This window comes from Citrobacter sp. Cpo061 (assembly GCF_030332845.1).
In the GTDB taxonomy this organism is placed as follows: domain Bacteria; phylum Pseudomonadota; class Gammaproteobacteria; order Enterobacterales; family Enterobacteriaceae; genus Citrobacter; species Citrobacter portucalensis.
The window spans coordinates 133,898-153,665 of record NZ_JAOWHB010000036.1 but is presented as its reverse complement, the minus strand read 5'-3'; the positions used below and the strand labels follow the sequence as shown (position 1 = coordinate 153,665).

Here is a 19,768-nt window from a genome sequence, read left to right as displayed (position 1 = left end):
AACGGCGTATACGCCGTCATCAGAAAAGAGAAAACATCAGCGCAACGGGAAAACTCATCGGCCAGGTCGCCCCGACTAATACCGCGCTAAGAAAGCGGATCCGCTTTTTATCGCGGGAAAGAAACCAGGTGATGATTGCCGTGATGACGGCCATCACCGCATAAAAAACCAACATTTTTTGGTATAGGGACATTTAAGGCATCCTGGCCAGAAGGGAAAATCGCGCGCAATATGCTCTTTTTCATGACTCACATCAAGTTTTATTAATTAATTTAAGAAAAACGGCTGTAAAACAACCCATTTTCATTATGTTCAGAATTCGTACTATTGCGGATAGTTATAAGCCGTACTATACCCATAAGGGTTAAAACGAAAGGTGGCAAAAATGAATGTTTCCAGTAAAACTGTGGTGCTGATAAATATATTTGCTGCTGTAGGACTTTTCAGTCTGATATCCGCAAGGTTCGGCTGGTTTGCTTGATGTAACTCTTCTTGATTAATTGCAGCGTCCGCTGGCAGAGAGGATCTTCTCTCTGCCATCAGTAAACGATCTTCCCACTCTGCTATTACTGGGTAAATTATCCTTAATATGTAATACCCCTAATCCTTCTGCGGCATTATATTGCCCGAATATCGGCCAGGTGTTGTGCCGGTATGTTGATGGAAGAACGCAATAAAAGCACTGTCGCTGACAAACTCCAGATATTGCGCGACCTGGCTGATATGGCCTCCGTCAGCCAACATCTCCATGGCTTTTAACAGCCTAAATTGCTGCCGCCAGTCCTGATAATTCATCCCGGTATCCCTGATAAATATTCGGCTGATCGTCCTCTCGCATGCCCCAACCTGTCGGGACAATTGATTCAGTCGTGGTGGCAATTCCCCCATGCGTAATCCCTTGAGCCACACGTTAAGCCGCGGATCTGAGGGATACTGCAATGTCCAGTTTTCAGTGCGGGCGGCACGCATTTCCTCACAAAAAACGGTAATGAGGCTGGACTGCTGTGCGGCAGGCATTTCCCATGGCCAGAAGGCCATACGTTCTATCACTTCAAAAAACAGCGGATTAACTTCGACTATCTGCAGCGGTAACTCAGATAACGGCAATGTGGTTGAAAAGTACAAAGAGCGATAAGCCATCACACCACGCATTATGGCACGATGTACCGTGCCTGCCGGGATCCAAACCGCACGACGTGGCGGCAGCAGACACAGGGCCTGCTCCAGCTCAATCGTAATACTTCCCGCTGCCGAAAAAAGTAGCTGATGACGAAGATGACTGTGCCGCCCGGAATCATGTACCCCCATATCGGCAGCAATACCGATTACCGGTTTATCAAAGCTATCCGCATCAAAAGCATCATCAGGGGCAATTTTCATTATCTGTCTGATATTTGATATTTAAAGTCATGATAATGGTAATACGACATATCCCTTTCAGCAATAATGCCCGCCTGTTTTCTGTCTCTCTGGATATTGCTATGAACACACTTCGTCGCCCATCGCTGTGGCTTCTTACGCTACTGATTATGTTTCCACAACTGGTGGAAACCATTTACAGCCCGGCATTGCCGGGTATCGCTACCTCTTTTCACGTAAGCAGTGAGCGCGCGGCTCAAACACTCTCCGTTTATTTTGTTGCCTTTGCCGTCGGCGTAGCGATGTGGGGTTGGCTAAGTGACTGCATCGGACGACGTTGGGCGATGCTGGCAGGGCTAATATGCTATGGAACAGGTTGCGCATTGGCCATTGTTGCCACCGACTTCAGCGTTTTGCTGCTGGCGCGGATGATCTCCGCCGTCGGTGCGGCTGCGGGGTCGGTCGTGGTACAGACCATGCTAAGGGACAGTTATGAATCAACTGCGCTATCCCGCGTCTTTTCCTTGATGGGGGCCGCGCTGGCATTGAGTCCAGTTTTTGGCCTGCTAAGCGGAGGTTGGTTAGTGAGTCTGTATGGCCATACCGGTGTCTTTGTTGCCCTTGTGCTGTTGGCGTTGCTACTGCTAATACTGACAGCGACCATGCTGCCAGAAACCCGGCCCGAACATACGCTCAGCCCGAAGCTTGCCGCGCTGTTTTCCCGCATGATGCGGGACAGTGAGTTGCGGAAAAACGCCTTGCTGGTTGCCCTGCTGAACACCATGCTATTTAGCTATTACAGCCTGGCGCCGTTTCTTTTTGGGCAATTAGGATGGAGCTCCAGAGCCTTTGGCTGGACGGGGTTGCTACTTGCGTTTGCTTCTCTGTCAGGTAGCCTGCTGAACCGAAGACTGTTAACGACAGGTCTGACGCCGGAACAACTGGTACGTTATGCCTGTGTGCTGGCAGCGTTGTCAGGTCTCGTCGCGTGGTGTTTACAGCACTCCGCGTGGATCCTGATTCCGGTGTTCGGCGTGGTGATTGCCTATGGGATCGCCATTCCCAATGTGCTGAGTCAGGCGCTGCGTCACTACCATGAACAGGCCGGTGCCGCAGGTGCTTTGTTCGGATTAAGCTATTACCTGTTACTTGGGATGATGCTGGGTTTAGCAGGCATGGTGCAGCAACTGGGGCTGGTTCTGAGCGTCTGTGCCCTACTCGCCTGGCTTTGCAGCCTGGGCCGCAGATAAACCCGATGGCGATCCTGAAAGCACAAAGCCCCGGCTATATGCTGGGGCTTTGTTGTATCAATTAGCCTGACCTCGCGGATATTTCCAACTTACCGCCGTCCGATGGCGACGAGGCCAGTGGCGCGAATAGTATAGACACACGTATGCCAATATTTAGCTATCCGTGCCCCATTCGCCGATCGCGCTTAAGATATTACTCATGCTTGATCATAACATGGCGAATAACCGTGTAATCCTCCAGCCCATAAACCGACATATCCTTTCCATAGCCGGACTGTTTTTGCCCACCGTGCGGCATCTCGCTAACCAGCGTGAAATGGGTATTGACCCAGGTGCAACCATATTGCAGGCGAGCGCTAAAGCGATGCGCTCGCCCAACATCCCGGGTCCAGACGGAGGATGCAAGGCCGTATTTCGAATCGTTGGCCCATGCCAGCACCTGATCTTCATCATCAAATACGGTCACGCTGACCACCGGACCGAAAACTTCCCGCTGTACGATGGCATCGTCCTGCTTCGCCCCAGCAAGCAGCGTCGGGGCAAAATAGTAGCCTGAACCATCCACTTTTTTACCGCCGGTGATGACCTTAATATGGCCCAACGCTTTAGCCTCATCGACCGCTTTAGTCACGCGATCGAGATGTGCCTGCGAGCTCACAGGTCCCAGCTCGGTCGATTCATCATTCGGCGGACCAATTTTCAGGCTGGCAACGGCGGCGCCAAGTTTTTCGACCAGTGCATCATAAATGCCTTTCTGGGCATAAATTCGGCAAGCGGCGGTACAGTCTTGCCCGGCGTTGTAATAACCAAAGGTCCGCACGCCGCTCACCACTGCATCCAGATCGGCATCATCAAAAATGATCACCGGAGCTTTTCCGCCCAGTTCCATATGCGTACGCTTAATTGACGGCGCGGTGTGCTGAATAATGTGTTCGCCGGTTGCAATGGAGCCGGTCAGCGAAACCATGCGCACTTTTTCATGACCGGTCAGCGGATCGCCCACCGTTTTACCGCGGCCAAACAGCACGTTAATCACGCCAGCCGGATAAATGTCTTTGGCGAATTCGGCCAATTTAAGCGCTGTCAGCGGAGTAATTTCTGACGGTTTAATCACCACGCAGTTCCCCGCCGCCAACGCTGGAGCCAGCTTCCACGCCGCCATCATCAGCGGATAGTTCCACGGCGCAATAGAAGCCACCACGCCCAGCGGATCACGGCGAATCATCGAGGTATGCCCTTCCAGATATTCACCGGCCGCCTGTCCTTGCAGGGTACGCGCCGCACCGGCAAAGAAGCGGAAAACATCGACAATAGCGGGAATTTCATCGTTGAGAACACAGTGCAGCGGTTTACCGCAGTTAAGTGATTCCAGCTCAGCGAAGGTTTGCGCGTTATCAGCAATAGCATCCGCCAGTTTCAGCAGCAGTTCAGAGCGGACTTTCGGCGTGGTTTGCCCCCAGGTGGCAAACGCGGCGTCTGCCGCACGTACAGCGGCATCAACCTGCATGGCTGACGCCTCAGCAATCTCCAGAATGAGTTCACCAGTGGCAGGGTTATAGACTGGCTGCTTTTCACCTTCACCGTTGACCAGCTCGCCATTAATCAGTAATTGATGTTGCATAGCAATTTCCCATATCGTCGTTTATTTACCGTTTCCGGCGAGAGTGTCGCCTTCACGCGTTAGCCACCAGGCCCCTAAAATTGGCAGTGTTGTCACCAGCATTACCAGCAATGCCACAACGTTGGTGACCGGCACATCCCGTGGACGGCCCAATTGATTGAGCAGCCACAGAGGAAGTGTTCTTTCATGTCCGGCGGTGAACGTTGTCACGATGATTTCATCAAACGACAAGGCAAACGCCAGCATCCCCCCCGCCAGAAGTGCCGATGCCAGGTTTGGCAGCACGACATAACGAAAGGTTTGCCAGCCATTGGCGCCAAGATCCATAGACGCTTCGACCAGACTCCATGAGGTACGGCGAAAACGCGCCACAACGTTGTTAAACACCACCACCACGCAAAATGTCGCATGGCCCACCACGATCGTGAGAAAACCCGGTTCCAGGTTGATGGTTTTAAACGCGGTCAACAGCGCAAGGCCGGTAATAATGCCCGGCAGCGCGATCGGCAACAGTAGCAACAGCGATATTGCACTTTTGCCAAAAAAGTCCCTACGCCACAGCGCGGCCGCGGCCAGCGTCCCCAGAACAAGGGCAATAGCTGTCGACAACGCAGCGATCTTAAGTGACAACGTCACAGACTCCAGAATATCGCTACGCTGCGCAGCAACGCTAAACCACTTCAGCGTTAATCCCTGGGGTGGAAAACTAAAAGCAGCCTCCTCAGTATTAAAAGCATAGGTGGCGATGATGAGGATGGGAAAGTGCAGGAAAATAACCCCGCCCCATGCCGCCAGTTTGAGTAGCCAGGGTGCGCGTTCAGAGTGCATCGAAAGCTCCCAGACGCTTCACGAACGCCAGATACAGTGCGATTAACACAATCGGCACCAGAGTAAATGCCGCCGCCATCGGCATATTGCCGATCGCCCCTTGTTGCGAATACACCATGTTGCCGATGAAATAGCCCGGCGGTCCCACCAGTTGCGGCACAATAAAGTCACCCAACGTCAGAGAGAAGGTAAAGATTGAACCCGCTGCAATGCCCGGTATCGCCAATGGAAGCACCACATAGCGGAAGGTTTGACGCGGACGCGCGCCCAAATCAGCAGAAGCCTGTAACAGCGACGGCGGAAGTCTCTCCAGCGCGGCCTGTACCGGCAGGATCATAAACGGCAGCCAGATATAGACGAACACCAGAAAACGCCCTAACCCTGAAGTCGACAGCGTATTGCCGCCTACCGCAGGCAATGTCAGGAACGAAAGCAGCAACGGCTCCAGCCCAAGGTGGGTTAAAAACCACTGCGCCACGCCGTCTTTAGCCAACAGCAGCGTCCACGCATAGGCTTTAACGATGTAGCTGGCCCACATTGGCAACATTACGGCAATGTAAAAAAAAGCCTTCATTTTGCCGCTGGTATAGCGAGCCATATACCACGCCATCGGAAACGCCAGAATCGCGCTGGCGATGGTGACTGCTACCGCCATCGTCAGAGTGCGCAAAATGATGTCGTAGTTAGCGGGATTAAACAGCGCCTGCAAATTCGCCAGCGTCAGGTCTGGTGTGACCGACATGGTGAAATCGTCGAAGGTATAAAAACCTTGCCACAACAGCGTCAGTAATGAGCCAAAGTAGACGATGCCAAACCACATCAGCGGTCCGAGGAGCAGCAAAAATAACCCCAGCCCCGGATTACGCCAGAAGTAACCTGAGATCCGGTTCAGGTTGGTCGACTGTGGAGGCGAATGTAAGACGTTCATAGCCATTCACCTCTCCTCAACCAGCGGTACCATCACGTCGCGTGACCAGGATGCCATCACCTGCTGACCTGGCGCCAACGTTGACGGTAGCATTTCTCCCGTCAGGTTCGCCTGGCTAACCAGCAATTTTTCCCCTCCGGCGAGTTTTAGCTCAAACCGCGTCGCCGCCCCCTGATACTGCACCGCCTGAATAACCCCCCGGGCCTGAACTTCTCCTCCGGTATCATTCAAGCGAATGTGTTCCGGACGCAGGGAGAACATCCCCTGTAGCCCACAAACGTTCGCCGACATCGTCGCATCGAAGACATTGGACGTCCCGACGAAACTTGCCACAAACGGCGTACGTGGACGCATATACAGTTCACGCGGAGAATCTACCTGTTCAATGCGACCGTTATTAAACACCGCCACACGATCGGACATCGACAGGGCTTCCCCCTGATCGTGGGTAACAAAAATGAACGTGATGCCAAGAGATTGCTGTAATTTTTTCAGTTCCAGCTGCATCTGTTCACGCAATTTAAGATCCAATGCCCCGAGCGGCTCATCCAACAGCAGGACGCGCGGCTCATTGACCAGCGCCCGGGCAATCGCCACGCGCTGACGTTGCCCACCGGAAAGCTGCGACGGTTTACGCTCATGCACAAAACCGAGTGCGACCTTATCCAGCGCTTCACGTGCTTTCGCGTGGCGCTGTTTTTTATCGATGCCTTTGACCATCAGCCCGTAGGCGACGTTGTCGAGAATCGACATGTGCGGGAACAACGCGTAATCCTGAAATACCGTATTGACGTCCCGTTCCCAGGGCGGCAATTCGCTGGCCTGCTTACCAAAAATGGTAATTGCGCCGCCTGACAGCTGCTCAAACCCGGCAATCAGGCGCAGACAAGTGGTCTTGCCGGAGCCGGATGGCCCCAGCATAGAGAAAAACTCACCGTCGTTAATCGCAATACTTACCCCATCAACTGCACGAACATCCCCATACAAACGCGAGACGTTATGAAACTCCACTGCGTACGTCATAAAACCCCCAGTGGAATTAACGACCGCCCATAATGGCGATGTAATCCTGCGTCCAGCGACTGTAAGGAACGAATTTTCCACCTTCGGCAATCGGCGTTTTCCAGAAGGCTATTTTGTCAAAGTAGCTATAGCCGTTGGTTTCACAACCCTTTTCACCCAACAGTGGGCTGGCTTTACAACCTTCAGGCACCACTGGCAGAGAACCAAACCAGGCCGCTACGTCGCCCTGTACTTTCGGGGTTAATGACCAGTTCATCCATTTGTAAGCACAAACCGGGTGTTTCGCTTCACTGTGCAGCATGGTCGTATCAGCCCATCCGGTAACCCCTTCTTTTGGGAAGACCGTGGCAATTGGCTGACCTTCGCCTTTCAAGGCGTTAGCCTGATAAGGCCAGGCGCTTGACGCTACCACGCCTTCGTTTTTGAAATCGCTCATTTGCACGGTGGTATCGTGCCAATAGCGATGGATCAGCGCGTGCTGATCGCTCAGGACTTTGATCACCGCCTGATACTGTTTTTCAGTGAGCTGATAGGGATCGGTAATACCCAACTGCGGCTGAGTGGCTTTAACGAATAACGCGGCATCGGCAATATAGATCGGGCCATCGTAGGCCTGAACGCGCCCTTTATTGCTTTTCCCATCCTCAAGTTTTTGCTCAACAAACACCACGCTCCAGCTATCCGGCGGCGTTGGAAAAATTTTGGTGTTATACATCAGCAGGTTTGGTCCCCACTGGTACGGTGTGCCGTAAACTTTTCCGCCAACGTTAAACCATTCGCCTTTTACCACGCGTGGATCGATGGTTTTCCAGTTAGGGATCAGCGCGGTATTAATTGGCTGAACGCGTTTTCCCATAATCAGGCGCAGTGAGGCATCACCAGAAGCGGTAACCAGGTCGTAGCCGCCTTTTGCCATCAGGCTGACCATTTCATCAGATGTGGCTGCCGTTTTTACATTAACCGCGCAGCCGGTATCTTTCTCAAACTGTGAGACCCAGTCATATTGCTTATCGGTTTGCCCACGTTCGATATAACCCGGCCAGGCAATAATATCCAGGCGGCCTTCCGGTTTATCTAATGATGTGGGGGGTTCGGCTGCCTGCGCAGTCATCAGCGTCATACTGAGTGCGCACAGGCTACTGAGGGCAAACGGCTTGCTCATAACGTCTTACTCCTGTCTAAAAAATATTGAGCGGCAGCCTTGCCGTAAATATATGTCCTTTTCTAAAAATAGTCGGGGTGTTGTAAGCGTTCCTGCTGGCGCAAGGAAATTTAATCAGGTTGTGAGCTAACGCTCATTACGCTACAGACTCTGACCTGGGGGTAATCTTCTGGAGTATAGACAAGGAGTTAGACGCAGAGGTGGCAATAGTATTAACTATTGATAGTTTGTATGGACGTACCCGATATAAATAATACCGTGGTTCAGCATTCACTATTTCGAAAATAAGAACACGCTATTCATTTATATTGAATAGCGCGTTATGGTTTATTTCATCATTTCACGAATTAATTTACCAAGCTGTTTTACGGCCTGCTCTTCGCGATCTCCCCAGTGCCATGCCGTATTGAAACGAAAAAAACGTGTCCAGCTTCCCGAGGTCGAGAACATTTTCCCCGGCGCAATACTGATGTGGTGTGCCAGCGCATGGGTACTGAGCACACCGGCATCAAGCGGTTCCGGCAGCTCCAGCCACAGAAAATAACCACTGTCGTTGTGGTGAATTTTGACTTCCGCCGGAAGATGACGCAGCAGCGTTTGCCAGGCCTGTTGTTTACGTTCCGCCAGTTGCCGACGCAAGCGCCGCAGATGCGCGTCATAGCGCCGGGTTGAAAGATAATCAACAAGGGCAAGCTGCATGGGCGAACTGGTAGATAAGGTGCTCATTAGCTGGAGTCGCTGAATACGCCGGGCATGTTTCCCTGCTGCCACCCAGCCAATACGAAATCCTGGTACCAGACACTTCGAGAAGGACGAACAATGCAGAACGCTGTCGGTGCGATCCCAGGCTTTGGCGGGCAACGGTTTTTCGCGGCCAAAGTACAGTTCGCTGTAAACATCATCTTCAATCAGTATTACGTGGTATTTTTCCAGCAAGGCAACCAGACGCACCTTTTTCTCTGCGCTGAGCGTAAAACCCAGTGGATTTTGGCTGTTTGTCATTAGCCAGCAAGCTTTTACCGGGTACTCCTGCAACGCCTGCTCCAGCGCGGTGAGATCGATCCCCTCTTTTACGTCGGTGGCAATCGAAAGCGCCTTCAGACGTAATCGCTCCAGGGCCTGCAACGCCCCGTAAAAACAGGGGTTTTCGACAATTACCCAATCACCCGGTTCGGTGACTGCTTGCAGGCTCAGGTTGAGGGCTTCCATCGCGCCGGTGGTGATGACGATTTCGTCCGGTGAAATGGTCATCCCCTGTTGAGCATAGCGACGGGCAATGGCATGACGCAGCTCAGCATTCCCCGGCGGCAGGTTTTCAATCACGCTCATGGCGGTGGCAGTTTTACTCACCTGCGCCAACGAGCGGTTCAACTGCTGAAGTGGAAACAGACGCGGGTCGGGGAATGCGGAGGCAAAGGGCATCACTGACGCATCCCGGCTGGCCTGCAACATATCAAAAATGTAGGTATTGATATCCACTGCTTCATCGCGCATGACCTGCACCTGCGGCGCAGCAAGTTCACGTTCGGGGCGCGCGGCGACATAATAACCAGACTGCGGTCGGGCAATAATTCGCCCCTGGCTTTCCAGCAACTGGTATGCGTGTCCGACGGTCATAAAACTCATTCCGCTGCTGACCACCTGCTCACGCAAGGATGGCAAGCGATCGCCTGGCTGCCATACGCCAGACGCAATTTGATCGCGAATTTGCTCTGCCAGTCGCTGGTACTTTTTCATTTTTCGTCCTGATTACCGGTGTCGGTGACAACCACTGTGTATATCAGTTTACATAATCAGGGTATTTTATTTAACTGTTATAGTTAACAGTTTTACAACATCGGTAATGACAGTTCTTTGCCTACGGCGCGTATTTCAAGAAGAGAACGCTATTCAATAACAGGAATCAAGCTTCCAGATTTCATATCAGCGAGTGCAACTTATAACAGCGCTGCAACTGTTATGGTTAAAAAGAACTGTTCTGTTTCTGCCTTCCATTGTTCCTCAGACTTAGAATTGCGCTAAATCAATTTTGCCTGCGGAGTTAAGCATGTTCGGTCTTGACGCGTTTCACCTGGCAAGGATCCAGTTCGCGTTTACGGTATCCTTTCACATCATTTTTCCGGCTATTACTATCGGGCTCGCCAGTTATCTGGCTGTGCTGGAAGGGCTATGGCTAAAAACGAAAAATCCCACCTGGCGATCGCTTTACCACTTCTGGTCGAAAATATTCGCCGTAAATTTTGGTATGGGTGTAGTTTCCGGGCTGGTGATGGCTTATCAGTTCGGCACCAACTGGAGTGGTTTTTCCGAGTTCGCCGGGAGTATCACTGGGCCGTTGCTGACCTATGAAGTATTAACCGCCTTCTTCCTCGAAGCTGGTTTCCTTGGGGTGATGTTGTTTGGCTGGAATCGGGTTGGTCCAGGACTTCATTTCTTTGCCACCTGCATGGTCGCACTGGGTACCATTATTTCAACCTTCTGGATCCTCGCCTCCAACAGCTGGATGCAGACACCGCAAGGCTATGAAATAGTTAACGGCCAGGTCGTTCCCGTCGACTGGTTCGCCGTTATTTTCAATCCCTCATTCCCCTATCGTCTGCTGCATATGTCGGTTGCCGCCTTCCTGAGCAGCGCGTTGTTTGTTGCTGCCTCGGGGGCATGGCATTTGCTGCGCGGGAATAACACACCAGCAATTCGAGCGATGTTTTCGATGGCGCTGTGGATGACATTAATCGTCGCTCCATTGCAGGCCTTGATTGGCGATATGCACGGTTTGAATACGCTGAAGCATCAGCCGGCAAAAATTGCTGCGATTGAAGGACACTGGGAAAATCGCCCCGGTGAACCGACTCCGCTGCTGCTGTTCGGCTGGCCGGATATGGAGCAGGAACGCACCCGCTATGGGCTGGAAATCCCGGCGCTGGGCAGTCTGATCCTGACCCATAGCATGGACAAACAGGTTCCGGCCCTAAAAGAGTTTCCTAAAGAAGACAGGCCCAACTCCACCATGGTGTTCTGGTCGTTTCGCATAATGGCCGGGCTAGGCATGCTGATGATCCTGTTGGGCGCGTTTGCCCTGTGGCTGCGTTATAAGCAGCGTTTATACACCTCGCGCCCTTTTCTGCGCTTTGCCTTATGGATGGGCCCCTCCGGTCTGATTGCCATCCTTGCCGGTTGGGTGACCACTGAAGTTGGCCGTCAGCCGTGGGTGGTTTACGGTCTGCAACGGACGGCGGATGCGGTTTCTGCACATGGCGATTTACATATGAGCATCAGCCTGCTGTCCTTCTTTGTGGTGTATAGCTCAGTGTTTGGCGTGGGTTACAGCTACATGATCCGCCTGATCCGTAAAGGGCCACAGGAAGATGACCCTACCATTCCGCCAACAGGCACGCCTGCCCGGCCGCTTTCAGCCGCCGTCCTCGATTCTCAACCGGAGGCACATCGCTAATGGGTATCGATTTATCAGTTATCTGGTTTGTGATTATCGTCTTCGCCACGCTGATGTATATCGTGATGGACGGTTTTGATCTCGGGATTGGCATTTTATTCCCAGCGATTCAGGACGCTGACGACCGCGATGTTATGGTCAACAGCGTCGCCCCGGTATGGGACGGCAATGAAACCTGGCTGGTGTTGGGCGGAGCCGGATTATTCGGCGCTTTCCCCCTGGCCTATGCGGTGATTGTCGATGCGCTGACGATCCCGTTGACCCTGATGCTAATCGGCCTAATTTTTCGCGGCGTCGCGTTCGAGTTTCGCTTCAAAGCCACACCGGCTCACCGACCATTCTGGGATAAAGCCTTTATCGGCGGTTCAATCCTCGCGACATTCACGCAAGGTGTCGTGGTGGGTGCCGTACTCAACGGGTTTTCCGTTACCGGACGCAGCTACAGCGGCGGTCCTTTCGACTGGTTGACCCCGTTCACGTTGTTCTGCGGCGTTGGTCTGGTCGTGGCTTACGCCCTGCTGGGGGCGACATGGCTGGTGATGAAAAGCGAAAATCCGTTGCAGGATAAAATGCGCAGTGTGGCCAAAAAACTGCTGCTGGCAATGTTGGTTGTGATTGCCATTATCAGCCTGTGGACACCACTGGCACATAGCGCGATTGCCGAGCGTTGGTTTAGCCTGCCCAACCTGTGGTTCCTGATGCCGGTTCCGCTGCTGGTTGCGCTTATCAGTCTCTGGCTGTGGCGTTCGCTGGGGCAACATAACTGCCATACGCTGCCTTTTGTATTAACGCTGGGGCTGATTTTTCTCGGGTTTAGCGGGCTGGGGATCAGTATCTGGCCACATATCATTCCACCGTCTATTACGCTCTGGCAGGCGGCGGCTCCGGCACAAAGTCAGGGCTTTATGTTGGTTGGCGCACTGCTGATTATCCCGATAATCCTGGTGTACACCTTCTGGAGCTACTACGTTTTCCGCGGCAAAGTTCAACATGGTGAGGGGTATCATTGATGCAACAAACAATCTGGAAACGCCTGATGTGGCTGGTGATCCTCTGGGGCGGCAGCGTGCTGGCCCTGGCCGCCGTTGGTATGTTCTTTCGTCTCCTGATGACGGCCGCCGGATTTAAGTCCTGAATCTCGCCCTGATAACACCCGGTCAGCGCGCTGCACTGCCCGGGTGTTACAAATCCCAACATCGACTAAACAAAAATGTAAAAAACATCGAAATGGCAAAACAGAGATTGTCATTAACCCGATTAAAATATTGAATAGTCACCGGGCGAAATTATCGCCAATTCCGCAGCTAACGTACCAGAGGGTGCATGATGTTTAAGAAAGGGTTAACGGTGTTATTGCTGGCCAGCGCGCTTTTTTCCGGTCAACTTTTCGCTACTAATCAGGGACATGAATATCTTCAGGTGCAGGATGCCGATCATTTACTACGACACACGGCCGACAGCGATGAGTTGCGAGTGACGGCGGAAGAATCCGCCGCCGATCTTCGTGAGCACCATCACTGGCAAAAATCACGCAAACCCGATACACATCTGAGCTAACGATTAACCTTTGCGCTTCAGCAGTGTCTTCATCAGTTCTTCTGGACTGACCGAAGCCACGACGCTGCCCGGCAACGGCATCTTCAGAATGTGATGCTTCATCTTGCCGATTACGTGCATTTCGCACGGTCGGCAATCAAATTTCAGCGTCAGGACTTCATCGCCGTTAACCAGTTGCATCGGTGTTGCTTTCCAGCTTTTGATGTTACCTTTTGCCTGTTTCGGACACAGGTTAAAGGCGAAACGCAGGCAATGTTTGGTGATCATCACCGGCACTTCGCCCTTTTCTTCATGTGCTTCATAGGCTGCATCAATCAACTGAACGCCATAACGGTGATAAAACTCACGCGCTTTTTGGTTGTAGACGTTAGCCAGGAAACTCAAGTGCGTTTGTGGATAAACCGGCGCTGGCTGAGATACCGGTTTGCGGCTACCGCGCTGATAGCTTTGCAGGCGCGCTGCATCCAGCATATCAACGGCTTCACGCCGGAACTGATTTAGTTGACCGTTTGGCACAAACAGCGCGCCCGGCAGATTCACCTGAATATTGCGGGCGTAGTACATCGTCTGACCAAGTTTTGCCAGTCCGTCCTGTAGGTTACTCAACGCTTTTTCCGCATTGTTCGCTTCCTCAAACTGGCCGTCCAACGTATGGGTGATACTCACGCCTTCTTCACTGGTGAGCGTCAGAATCAACTGCTCCTGCCAGCCGCCGAGCTCAATATCGATCGCAACACGGCGTTCGCTGGAAGTTTTTGTTAACGCTTGCTGCCAGTTATGATCGAGGTTGCGATTCAGCGGATGATGCGGACGCACTTTGTGCAGGTCGGCGGGCATTTCATTCGGCCATACCCGATAACGATTGTTCCCCATTTTTTCCACGGTGTTGGCGCGAAATCCAACAACCTCACGTTTGATTAACACGTTCAGGCCATCCCCGTTTGCCAGCGCTTCAGTCACCTCAACATCGAGATGATCTTTCGCCACCTTCAGGACTTCGCCGACCGGCAAACCGATAAACTTTGGTGAGTCGAATGCGCCAATATCCCCTTTACGGGCATTCACAAAATAATCGGTACTGCCGCGATGGAAGGTTTTCTCTGTGGATGGAGTAAAGAAATGTTCGGTACGTCCCGCTGATGAACGGGCCAGATCGCCGCGCTCTTCAATAATGGCGTCGAGCATCTGGCGATAATGCGCGGTAATATTCTTCACATAACTCATGTCCTTATAGCGCCCTTCAATTTTGAAGGAACGCACACCTGCGTCAATCAACGCGCCCAGGTTGGCGGTCTGATCGTTATCTTTCATCGACAGCAGATGTTTTTCATAGGATACCACGCGCCCCTGATCGTCTTTCAGGGTATACGGCAGACGGCAAGCCTGGGAACAGTCGCCGCGGTTAGCGCTGCGTCCTGTTTGTGCATGTGAAATATAACACTGCCCTGAATAGGCAACGCACAGCGCACCGTGAATGAAAAACTCAATGGTCGCATCAGTAGCCTGATGGATAGCGCTAATCTGCTCAAGGCTCAGTTCGCGCGCCAGCACAATCTGGGTGAATCCCACATCGGATAGAAATTTCGCCTTCTCAACGCTGCGAATATCGCACTGGGTGCTGGCGTGCAGTTCAATCGGGGGAATATCCAGTTCAAGAATCCCCATATCCTGCACGATCAGGGCATCAACGCCGGTCTGATACAGATCGGTAATTAACCGTTGTGCGGGCTCCAGCTCATCATCATGCAAGATCGTGTTTAGCGTCACAAAGATTTTTGCCCCGTAACGATGGGCAAAAGGCACTAATTCGGCAATATCTTTCAGGCTATTACTGGCGTTATGACGCGCGCCAAAACCTGGTCCACCAATGTAAACGGCGTCTGCGCCGTGCAAAATGGCTTCGCGCGCAATGGCGGTATCCCGAGCCGGGCTTAACAATTCAAGGTGATGAGGCTGCTGGCGCATACAGTTGTTACCATCCACAAGCGGTAAAAATGGCGGTTATTGTAGTCACAAGCGCGGCGTTTCGGAATAGTTTTCCCGATTAACCGCGTGGGTAATGGATCAGCGAGTGAAAATGAACCGTTTGCTCGCTACTGTTACGGTAGCTATGTGCCGTATCTCCGGCGAAACGGACACCTTCACCGGATTTAAGGATGCGCCACTGCCCCTCAATACTCATATCCAGCAGACCACTAATCACCACCACGTGCTCAATTACGCCGGTTTCATGCGGAGTAGATTCACTGAGCGCGCCGGGTGCCAGCAGTATCGAAAAATGATCGAAGCACAGTTGCGGATCCCACGGGAACAACGGCGTGACGACCATCGCCTGCTGCTGGGGATCGAATGTTAGCGTGCCTTCTGACTCTGGTGGTGAAATAAACGTTGAAAACGGGACGTTCAGTCCAGTGGCAATTTTCCACAATGTCGCCACCGTTGGACTGGATTCGTTGCGCTCAATCTGCCCCAGCATCGCTTTTGAGACGCCAGTTTCCTCCGCCAGACGCGAAAGGCTCCATTCACGCTGGTGACGTAGCGTCTTGAGCGTTGTGGCCAGATAGTGGGTTAAGTTGTCCATTTTTCTCCTTCGTCGCTCTCCTTTCTCGGGGCTACAGCTTAGCACTTGTACGCTATAACGCACAGTGCTACAGTGACTGACCGTTATAACGCACGCGGAGTTGCTATGCGCACATTTTCCATCCCCTTGCCTACAGTTTTGTCGGGTTTTGTGGCTGTCCTGGTCGGCTACGCCAGTTCAGCGGCCATTATCTGGCAAGCGGCGCTCGCCGCAGGTGCGACGACCGGACAAATCGCAGGCTGGATGACCGCACTGGGGCTAGCAATGGGGGTCAGTACGCTGGCGCTGACATTGTGGTATCGCGCCCCTGTACTCACCGCATGGTCAACGCCCGGTGCCGCGCTGCTGGTGACGGGCCTGCACGGGGTATCGATTCAGGATGCTATCGGTGTTTTTATCGTAGCTAATGCATTGATTGTGCTGTGCGGTATAACCGGGCTGTTTGCCCGCCTGATGAAAATTATTCCCCACTCGCTGGCATCGGCCATGCTGGCCGGGATCTTGCTGCGTTTTGGTTTGCAGGCGTTCAATAGCCTGAACAGTGAGCTTATCTTGTGCGGCAGCATGCTGCTGGCGTGGTTAGTACTAAAAGTGATTGCCCCACGGTATGCCGTTATCGCCGCAATGTTGGTAGGTATAGCCATCGCCCTGGTTAAAGGTGACATTGTCACCGATGGTGTTAATCTGTCACCGGTGTTGCCAGCGTTTATTGCACCACACTTTTCATTAGCCCACAGTATCAGTATTGCGCTACCGCTGTTTCTGGTCACTATGGCTTCGCAAAATGCCCCCGGTATTGCGACCATGAAAGCATCTGGATATTCGTTACCCGTTTCACCCCTGATTGTTTTTACGGGTCTGTTGGCACTGCTATTTTCGCCGTTTGGCGTCTATTCCATCTGCATCGCCGCCATAACCGCCGCAATTTGCCAAAGCCCCGAAGCCCATCCAGATGCAAATCGACGCTGGCTCGCCGCAGCGGCAGCGGGTGTCTTTTACATTCTGGCTGGGGTGTTTGGCGGTTCGGTCACAGGACTGATGGCAGCCCTGCCCGTAAGCTGGATCCAGATGCTTGCTGGTCTGGCATTACTCGGCACGATTAGCGGTAGTTTATTTCAAGCCTTACATAATGAAGCAGAACGCGATGCGGCCATCGTCACTTTTCTGGTTACGGCCAGTGGTCTGACGGTATTTGGTGTTGGGTCTGCATTCTGGGGGCTGGTCGTCGGCGGTATCTGCTACTCAGTGTTGACGTTATTTCGCCGCGCGTAGCTGCGTTGGCGTTTTACCCGTCACTTGTTTAAACCGGTTACTGAAATGGCTCGCCGAACTGAACCCACAGGCCATTGCAATATCCGACAGGCTGCGTGATGAACAACAGACCAGTTGCTGCGCCAGCGCCATACGGCGTTGCATGACGTACTGATGAGGCGCCATATTCATCGACTGGCGAAACATTCTGGCAAAATGGAATTCACTTAGCGCTGCTTCACCTGCCAGATCGCTCAACGTTATGGGATACGCCAGATGTGCTTCAATATAGGCCAGCACGTTGCGCAATGTGGCAGGCGCAAGCCCTCCGGTGACAACGGGAAGTCGCCATTGCACATTGCTGTAATGCTGGATCAGATGCGTTAACAGTAGTGAAGATGCTGCGCTAAGCGTGAGGTGATTGGCCGGTTGCTGCCAGTCATTACCAAGCAAAAACTGACGGTAAACCGCCGTGATCCCCGGGTCACTGCCAAACGTATGCTCGTCCAGCGTGAAACTATAGGGGCTTTTGTCCCAGACTTTTTCACCCACTTCGCGCAAATGGGCGTCTGTACAATAGAGATGAACAAAGGAAAGATCGTCACGAATATCCCAACTGGACTCACTCTCCTTCGGCATCAGGCAAAAACGGTCTGGTCCCCCGCCATTCTTCCAGCCTCCCGCCGTCTTGTGGTAACTCTCGTAACCATCTGCGATGTATAAACTGAGCGTATGATGATCGCAATACTGGGTGATGGTATCGCGTTTGTTCGACCAGGCCGCCAGTTGGATCCCTGAATGTAACGCAACCGATTCATGCAGCACGGCATTATGTTTGCGCAAGTTTTCAAAGGCACCGTAGGGCTGAGACATACCATCACATTCAAAATAAGTTAGCAGGCTTTCAGTCTATATCAGCTACATATCGTTAACAGCTGCCTTTTCACTATTACGCTAAAAAAAGCGCAAGATTTTGCAAGTCCACCGCAAGCCGATGAAAGTCTCCTGCATTCCGTCGTGACACAGTGTAAGTCTGAAAGCATAAAGAGAGAGTCGTATGAACGCACTGTTGTACTGCCTGGTGGTGGTTATTTGGGGAACGACATGGATTGCGATTTATTTGCAGCAAGGTCCGGTTTCTGCACCGGTTTCTATCTTTTGGCGCTTCGCCGTTGCCAGCTCGGTGATGATAGTGATCCTGTTGCTAAGCGGTAAATTACGCAAACTGTCTGGTCGCGATCATCTGTTTTGTCTGTTACAGGGCGGATGCGTTTTTTGCTTTAACTTCTGGTGTTTTTATACGGCTGCGGCGTGGATTAATACCGGCCTGGAGTCGGTGATTTTCTCAATGGCCGTCCTGTTCAATGCAGTCAATAGCTTCATCTTTTTTGGTCAAAAACCACCGCTGCGCTTCTATATTGCAGCGGGTCTGGGACTGACGGGCATCGTCACCTTATTCTGGCAAGATCTGCTCAACAGCGGGTTTAATCATTCACTGCTGCTGGGCATCGGCTTAAGCGCTCTGGGAACCTTCGGCTTCTCACTGGGCAATATGATCAGTCTGCGTCACCAGAAAAAAGGGTTAGAAGTGTTAACGACCAACAGCTGGGCCATGCTGTACGGCACATTGCTGATCGCGGCCATTGCTCTGGTGCGCGGCGACAACTTCACGCCACAGTGGACATTCAGCTATCTTAGCGCGCTGTTATATCTTGCTATTTTCGGCTCAGTGATTGCCTTTGGCGCTTATTTCACGCTGGTAGGTCGCATTGGTCCCAGTAAGGCGGCATACAGCACGCTGCTGTTCCCGCTGGTGGCGCTGACGCTGTCAACATTGTATGAAGGATACATCTGGCAAGTTAATGCAATTGCCGGATTGGTGTTGATCTTACTGGGAAATCTGGTGATGTTTGCCCGACCGGAAGCGCTGATGGGTAAACTACTCTATCGTCGTCGTGTGGCATAAAAAAACGCACCATCCTGAGATGGTGCGTTCATCATTTTTATTGTGGTTTTTTGTTCACATCAAACATGGAGGCATCGGTCGCCATGTCATCAACAACTTTCTTCAACGTTTCGAACGCCATCGGCGTGCTTTCGTTGTTCAGGTCTTTACCTTCACCCTTACGTACAACTTTAATCACCGGTTTATTGGTCGCTGCATCAATCAACTCACCCTCGAAATAGAGGTTGGTATCCATGGTACGGTGACCCGTCGCCATTTGCGTTCCTGCAACCAGCAGTGCAACCGGGACCACTTCATAGAACTGCAGTCCTTCTTTGCTGGTCGCAACACCGGTAATCGCTCCGCGGAAAATCAGGCTACGTGGCCCTGGGGTTGTAACCAGAGGTTTACGCTGACCGATCGCCGTTTTCAACTTCGTATTGGTATAGGTCAGTAATTGATCAAGAACCTGCTGCCCTACCTGTGTAGTAGGTTTAGGAACCGGATAATACGTTACCGGGTTATACACGATGTTGTCATATTTGGATTCGTTGTAGCTCGGATCAACCCAACGGAGTACCGTTTGTCCCGATGCTGATTTTGTTTCCTTCAGATCAGAGTAATTTTTTAAAAACCCAGAATATTTATCCGGCTCGGTCACTTTTGACGCACAGCCGGATAATGCCAACAAGCCAGTAAGCACTGCAACTTTAAATAAAGTTTGAGTACGCATGAAACGATCCCTTTAGTTTTCGCAATGATGCCTAAAAAGGATAGCAAAACAGTTTCATTTTGGATGTACTAAAAATGGT

Annotated in this window: 20 protein-coding genes; 8 read left to right on the top strand and 12 right to left on the bottom strand. The window is 52.1% G+C overall.

Annotated elements, in window-relative coordinates; all coding sequences use genetic code 11:
• Positions 1-19: 19 nt before the first annotated feature.
• Positions 20-193: a GhoT/OrtT family toxin gene (locus tag OGX97_RS06820; protein ID WP_003020198.1), complete on the bottom strand. Its 174-nt coding sequence runs from the start codon at positions 191-193 to the stop codon at positions 20-22.
• 192 nt (positions 194-385) lie between these two features.
• On the opposite strand from OGX97_RS06820, the gene yncL reads away from it, so the two are divergent.
• On the top strand, positions 386-481 hold the full coding sequence (gene yncL, locus OGX97_RS06815; protein ID WP_071524268.1) for a stress response membrane protein YncL: 96 nt from the start codon (positions 386-388) through the stop codon (positions 479-481).
• 119 nt (positions 482-600) lie between these two features.
• On the opposite strand, the gene OGX97_RS06810 is transcribed toward yncL, so the two are convergent.
• Positions 601-1,380 (bottom strand): AraC family transcriptional regulator, encoded by a 780-nt coding sequence (locus tag OGX97_RS06810; protein ID WP_008784837.1) that lies wholly within the window; start codon positions 1,378-1,380, stop codon positions 601-603.
• Between the two features lie 101 nt (positions 1,381-1,481).
• Here OGX97_RS06810 and OGX97_RS06805 point away from each other — a divergent pair, with 101 nt between their 5' ends.
• The gene (locus OGX97_RS06805) at positions 1,482-2,609 is read left to right on the top strand and encodes a multidrug effflux MFS transporter (protein WP_286592080.1); all 1,128 of its coding nucleotides are present in this window, start codon (positions 1,482-1,484) and stop codon (positions 2,607-2,609) included.
• A 193-nt stretch (positions 2,610-2,802) separates the two neighbouring features.
• Here the strand turns inward: OGX97_RS06805 and patD are convergent, their stop codons facing one another.
• From patD to OGX97_RS06775, 6 genes are all read right to left on the bottom strand, one after another.
• Positions 2,803-4,230, bottom strand: a complete 1,428-nt coding sequence (gene patD / locus OGX97_RS06800) for an aminobutyraldehyde dehydrogenase (RefSeq protein ID WP_003833127.1) — start codon at positions 4,228-4,230, stop codon at positions 2,803-2,805.
• A gap of 21 nt (positions 4,231-4,251) precedes the next feature.
• Positions 4,252-5,058, bottom strand: coding sequence for an ABC transporter permease (locus OGX97_RS06795; protein ID WP_003020204.1), 807 nt, complete (start codon positions 5,056-5,058; stop codon positions 4,252-4,254).
• Positions 5,048-5,992, bottom strand: coding sequence for an ABC transporter permease (locus tag OGX97_RS06790; RefSeq protein WP_003833133.1), 945 nt, complete (start codon positions 5,990-5,992; stop codon positions 5,048-5,050). The genes OGX97_RS06795 and OGX97_RS06790 overlap by 11 nt, the downstream gene beginning before the upstream one ends.
• Positions 5,993-7,009, bottom strand: coding sequence for an ABC transporter ATP-binding protein (locus OGX97_RS06785; protein ID WP_279850612.1), 1,017 nt, complete (start codon positions 7,007-7,009; stop codon positions 5,993-5,995).
• A gap of 16 nt (positions 7,010-7,025) precedes the next feature.
• Complete coding sequence (gene ydcS, locus OGX97_RS06780) at positions 7,026-8,171, bottom strand: putative ABC transporter substrate-binding protein YdcS (protein ID WP_279850613.1); 1,146 nt, start codon at positions 8,169-8,171, stop codon at positions 7,026-7,028.
• A 327-nt stretch (positions 8,172-8,498) separates the two neighbouring features.
• Complete coding sequence (locus OGX97_RS06775; protein ID WP_279850614.1) at positions 8,499-9,908, bottom strand: aminotransferase-like domain-containing protein; 1,410 nt, start codon at positions 9,906-9,908, stop codon at positions 8,499-8,501.
• 310 nt (positions 9,909-10,218) lie between these two features.
• Between OGX97_RS06775 and OGX97_RS06770 the strand changes: the two genes are divergently transcribed.
• From OGX97_RS06770 to OGX97_RS06755, 4 genes are all read left to right on the top strand, one after another.
• A complete protein-coding gene (locus OGX97_RS06770; RefSeq protein ID WP_153753017.1) occupies positions 10,219-11,622 on the top strand; it encodes a cytochrome ubiquinol oxidase subunit I in 1,404 nt (467 codons plus the stop codon).
• Positions 11,622-12,632 (top strand): cytochrome d ubiquinol oxidase subunit II, encoded by a 1,011-nt coding sequence (gene cydB / locus OGX97_RS06765; RefSeq protein WP_103285248.1) that lies wholly within the window; start codon positions 11,622-11,624, stop codon positions 12,630-12,632. The genes OGX97_RS06770 and cydB overlap by 1 nt, the downstream gene beginning before the upstream one ends.
• Entirely contained in the window at positions 12,632-12,757 is a 126-nt protein-coding gene (locus tag OGX97_RS06760; protein WP_003020230.1) for a DUF2474 domain-containing protein, read from the top strand. The genes cydB and OGX97_RS06760 overlap by 1 nt, the downstream gene beginning before the upstream one ends.
• A gap of 191 nt (positions 12,758-12,948) precedes the next feature.
• The gene (locus OGX97_RS06755; protein WP_003020233.1) at positions 12,949-13,179 is read left to right on the top strand and encodes a DUF2554 family protein; all 231 of its coding nucleotides are present in this window, start codon (positions 12,949-12,951) and stop codon (positions 13,177-13,179) included.
• Positions 13,180-13,182: 3 nt separating this feature from the next.
• Here the strand turns inward: OGX97_RS06755 and OGX97_RS06750 are convergent, their stop codons facing one another.
• The gene (locus tag OGX97_RS06750) at positions 13,183-15,144 is read right to left on the bottom strand and encodes a peptidase U32 family protein (protein WP_279850615.1); all 1,962 of its coding nucleotides are present in this window, start codon (positions 15,142-15,144) and stop codon (positions 13,183-13,185) included.
• Between the two features lie 79 nt (positions 15,145-15,223).
• On the bottom strand, positions 15,224-15,760 hold the full coding sequence (locus tag OGX97_RS06745) for a helix-turn-helix domain-containing protein (RefSeq protein ID WP_235127571.1): 537 nt from the start codon (positions 15,758-15,760) through the stop codon (positions 15,224-15,226).
• Positions 15,761-15,865: 105 nt separating this feature from the next.
• Here OGX97_RS06745 and OGX97_RS06740 point away from each other — a divergent pair, with 105 nt between their 5' ends.
• Entirely contained in the window at positions 15,866-17,032 is a 1,167-nt protein-coding gene (locus OGX97_RS06740) for a benzoate/H(+) symporter BenE family transporter (protein WP_235127569.1), read from the top strand.
• Here OGX97_RS06740 and OGX97_RS06735 read toward each other — a convergent pair.
• Positions 17,015-17,884: an AraC family transcriptional regulator gene (locus OGX97_RS06735; RefSeq protein ID WP_048214144.1), complete on the bottom strand. Its 870-nt coding sequence runs from the start codon at positions 17,882-17,884 to the stop codon at positions 17,015-17,017. The genes OGX97_RS06740 and OGX97_RS06735 overlap by 18 nt on opposite strands.
• Before the next feature lie 184 nt (positions 17,885-18,068).
• On the opposite strand from OGX97_RS06735, the gene OGX97_RS06730 reads away from it, so the two are divergent.
• Entirely contained in the window at positions 18,069-18,977 is a 909-nt protein-coding gene (locus tag OGX97_RS06730) for a DMT family transporter (RefSeq protein ID WP_032943534.1), read from the top strand.
• A gap of 37 nt (positions 18,978-19,014) precedes the next feature.
• On the opposite strand, the gene OGX97_RS06725 is transcribed toward OGX97_RS06730, so the two are convergent.
• Entirely contained in the window at positions 19,015-19,689 is a 675-nt protein-coding gene (locus OGX97_RS06725; protein ID WP_003833157.1) for a DUF3313 domain-containing protein, read from the bottom strand.
• Between the last annotated feature and the right edge of the window lie 79 nt (positions 19,690-19,768).

Bases quoted from the DNA above. Each gene is read 5' to 3' on its own strand.
- OGX97_RS06795 (WP_003020204.1), bottom strand. From the start codon at position 5,058: ATGCACTCTGAACGCGCACCCTGGCTACTCAAACTGGCGGCATGGGGC.
- OGX97_RS06785 (WP_279850612.1), bottom strand. From the start codon at position 7,009: ATGACGTACGCAGTGGAGTTTCATAACGTCTCGCGTTTGTATGGGGAT.
- OGX97_RS06750 (WP_279850615.1), bottom strand. From the start codon at position 15,144: ATGCGCCAGCAGCCTCATCACCTTGAATTGTTAAGCCCGGCTCGGGAT.
- OGX97_RS06810 (WP_008784837.1), bottom strand. From the start codon at position 1,380: ATGAAAATTGCCCCTGATGATGCTTTTGATGCGGATAGCTTTGATAAA.
- ydcS (WP_279850613.1), bottom strand. From the start codon at position 8,171: ATGAGCAAGCCGTTTGCCCTCAGTAGCCTGTGCGCACTCAGTATGACG.
- OGX97_RS06770 (WP_153753017.1), top strand. From the start codon at position 10,219: ATGTTCGGTCTTGACGCGTTTCACCTGGCAAGGATCCAGTTCGCGTTT.
- OGX97_RS06740 (WP_235127569.1), top strand. From the start codon at position 15,866: ATGCGCACATTTTCCATCCCCTTGCCTACAGTTTTGTCGGGTTTTGTG.
- OGX97_RS06755 (WP_003020233.1), top strand. From the start codon at position 12,949: ATGTTTAAGAAAGGGTTAACGGTGTTATTGCTGGCCAGCGCGCTTTTT.
- OGX97_RS06790 (WP_003833133.1), bottom strand. From the start codon at position 5,992: ATGGCTATGAACGTCTTACATTCGCCTCCACAGTCGACCAACCTGAAC.
- OGX97_RS06775 (WP_279850614.1), bottom strand. From the start codon at position 9,908: ATGAAAAAGTACCAGCGACTGGCAGAGCAAATTCGCGATCAAATTGCG.
- OGX97_RS06820 (WP_003020198.1), bottom strand. From the start codon at position 193: ATGTCCCTATACCAAAAAATGTTGGTTTTTTATGCGGTGATGGCCGTC.
- yncL (WP_071524268.1), top strand. From the start codon at position 386: ATGAATGTTTCCAGTAAAACTGTGGTGCTGATAAATATATTTGCTGCT.
- OGX97_RS06725 (WP_003833157.1), bottom strand. From the start codon at position 19,689: ATGCGTACTCAAACTTTATTTAAAGTTGCAGTGCTTACTGGCTTGTTG.
- OGX97_RS06760 (WP_003020230.1), top strand. From the start codon at position 12,632: ATGCAACAAACAATCTGGAAACGCCTGATGTGGCTGGTGATCCTCTGG.
- OGX97_RS06805 (WP_286592080.1), top strand. From the start codon at position 1,482: ATGAACACACTTCGTCGCCCATCGCTGTGGCTTCTTACGCTACTGATT.
- cydB (WP_103285248.1), top strand. From the start codon at position 11,622: ATGGGTATCGATTTATCAGTTATCTGGTTTGTGATTATCGTCTTCGCC.
- OGX97_RS06735 (WP_048214144.1), bottom strand. From the start codon at position 17,884: ATGTCTCAGCCCTACGGTGCCTTTGAAAACTTGCGCAAACATAATGCC.
- OGX97_RS06730 (WP_032943534.1), top strand. From the start codon at position 18,069: ATGAACGCACTGTTGTACTGCCTGGTGGTGGTTATTTGGGGAACGACA.
- OGX97_RS06745 (WP_235127571.1), bottom strand. From the start codon at position 15,760: ATGGACAACTTAACCCACTATCTGGCCACAACGCTCAAGACGCTACGT.
- patD (WP_003833127.1), bottom strand. From the start codon at position 4,230: ATGCAACATCAATTACTGATTAATGGCGAGCTGGTCAACGGTGAAGGT.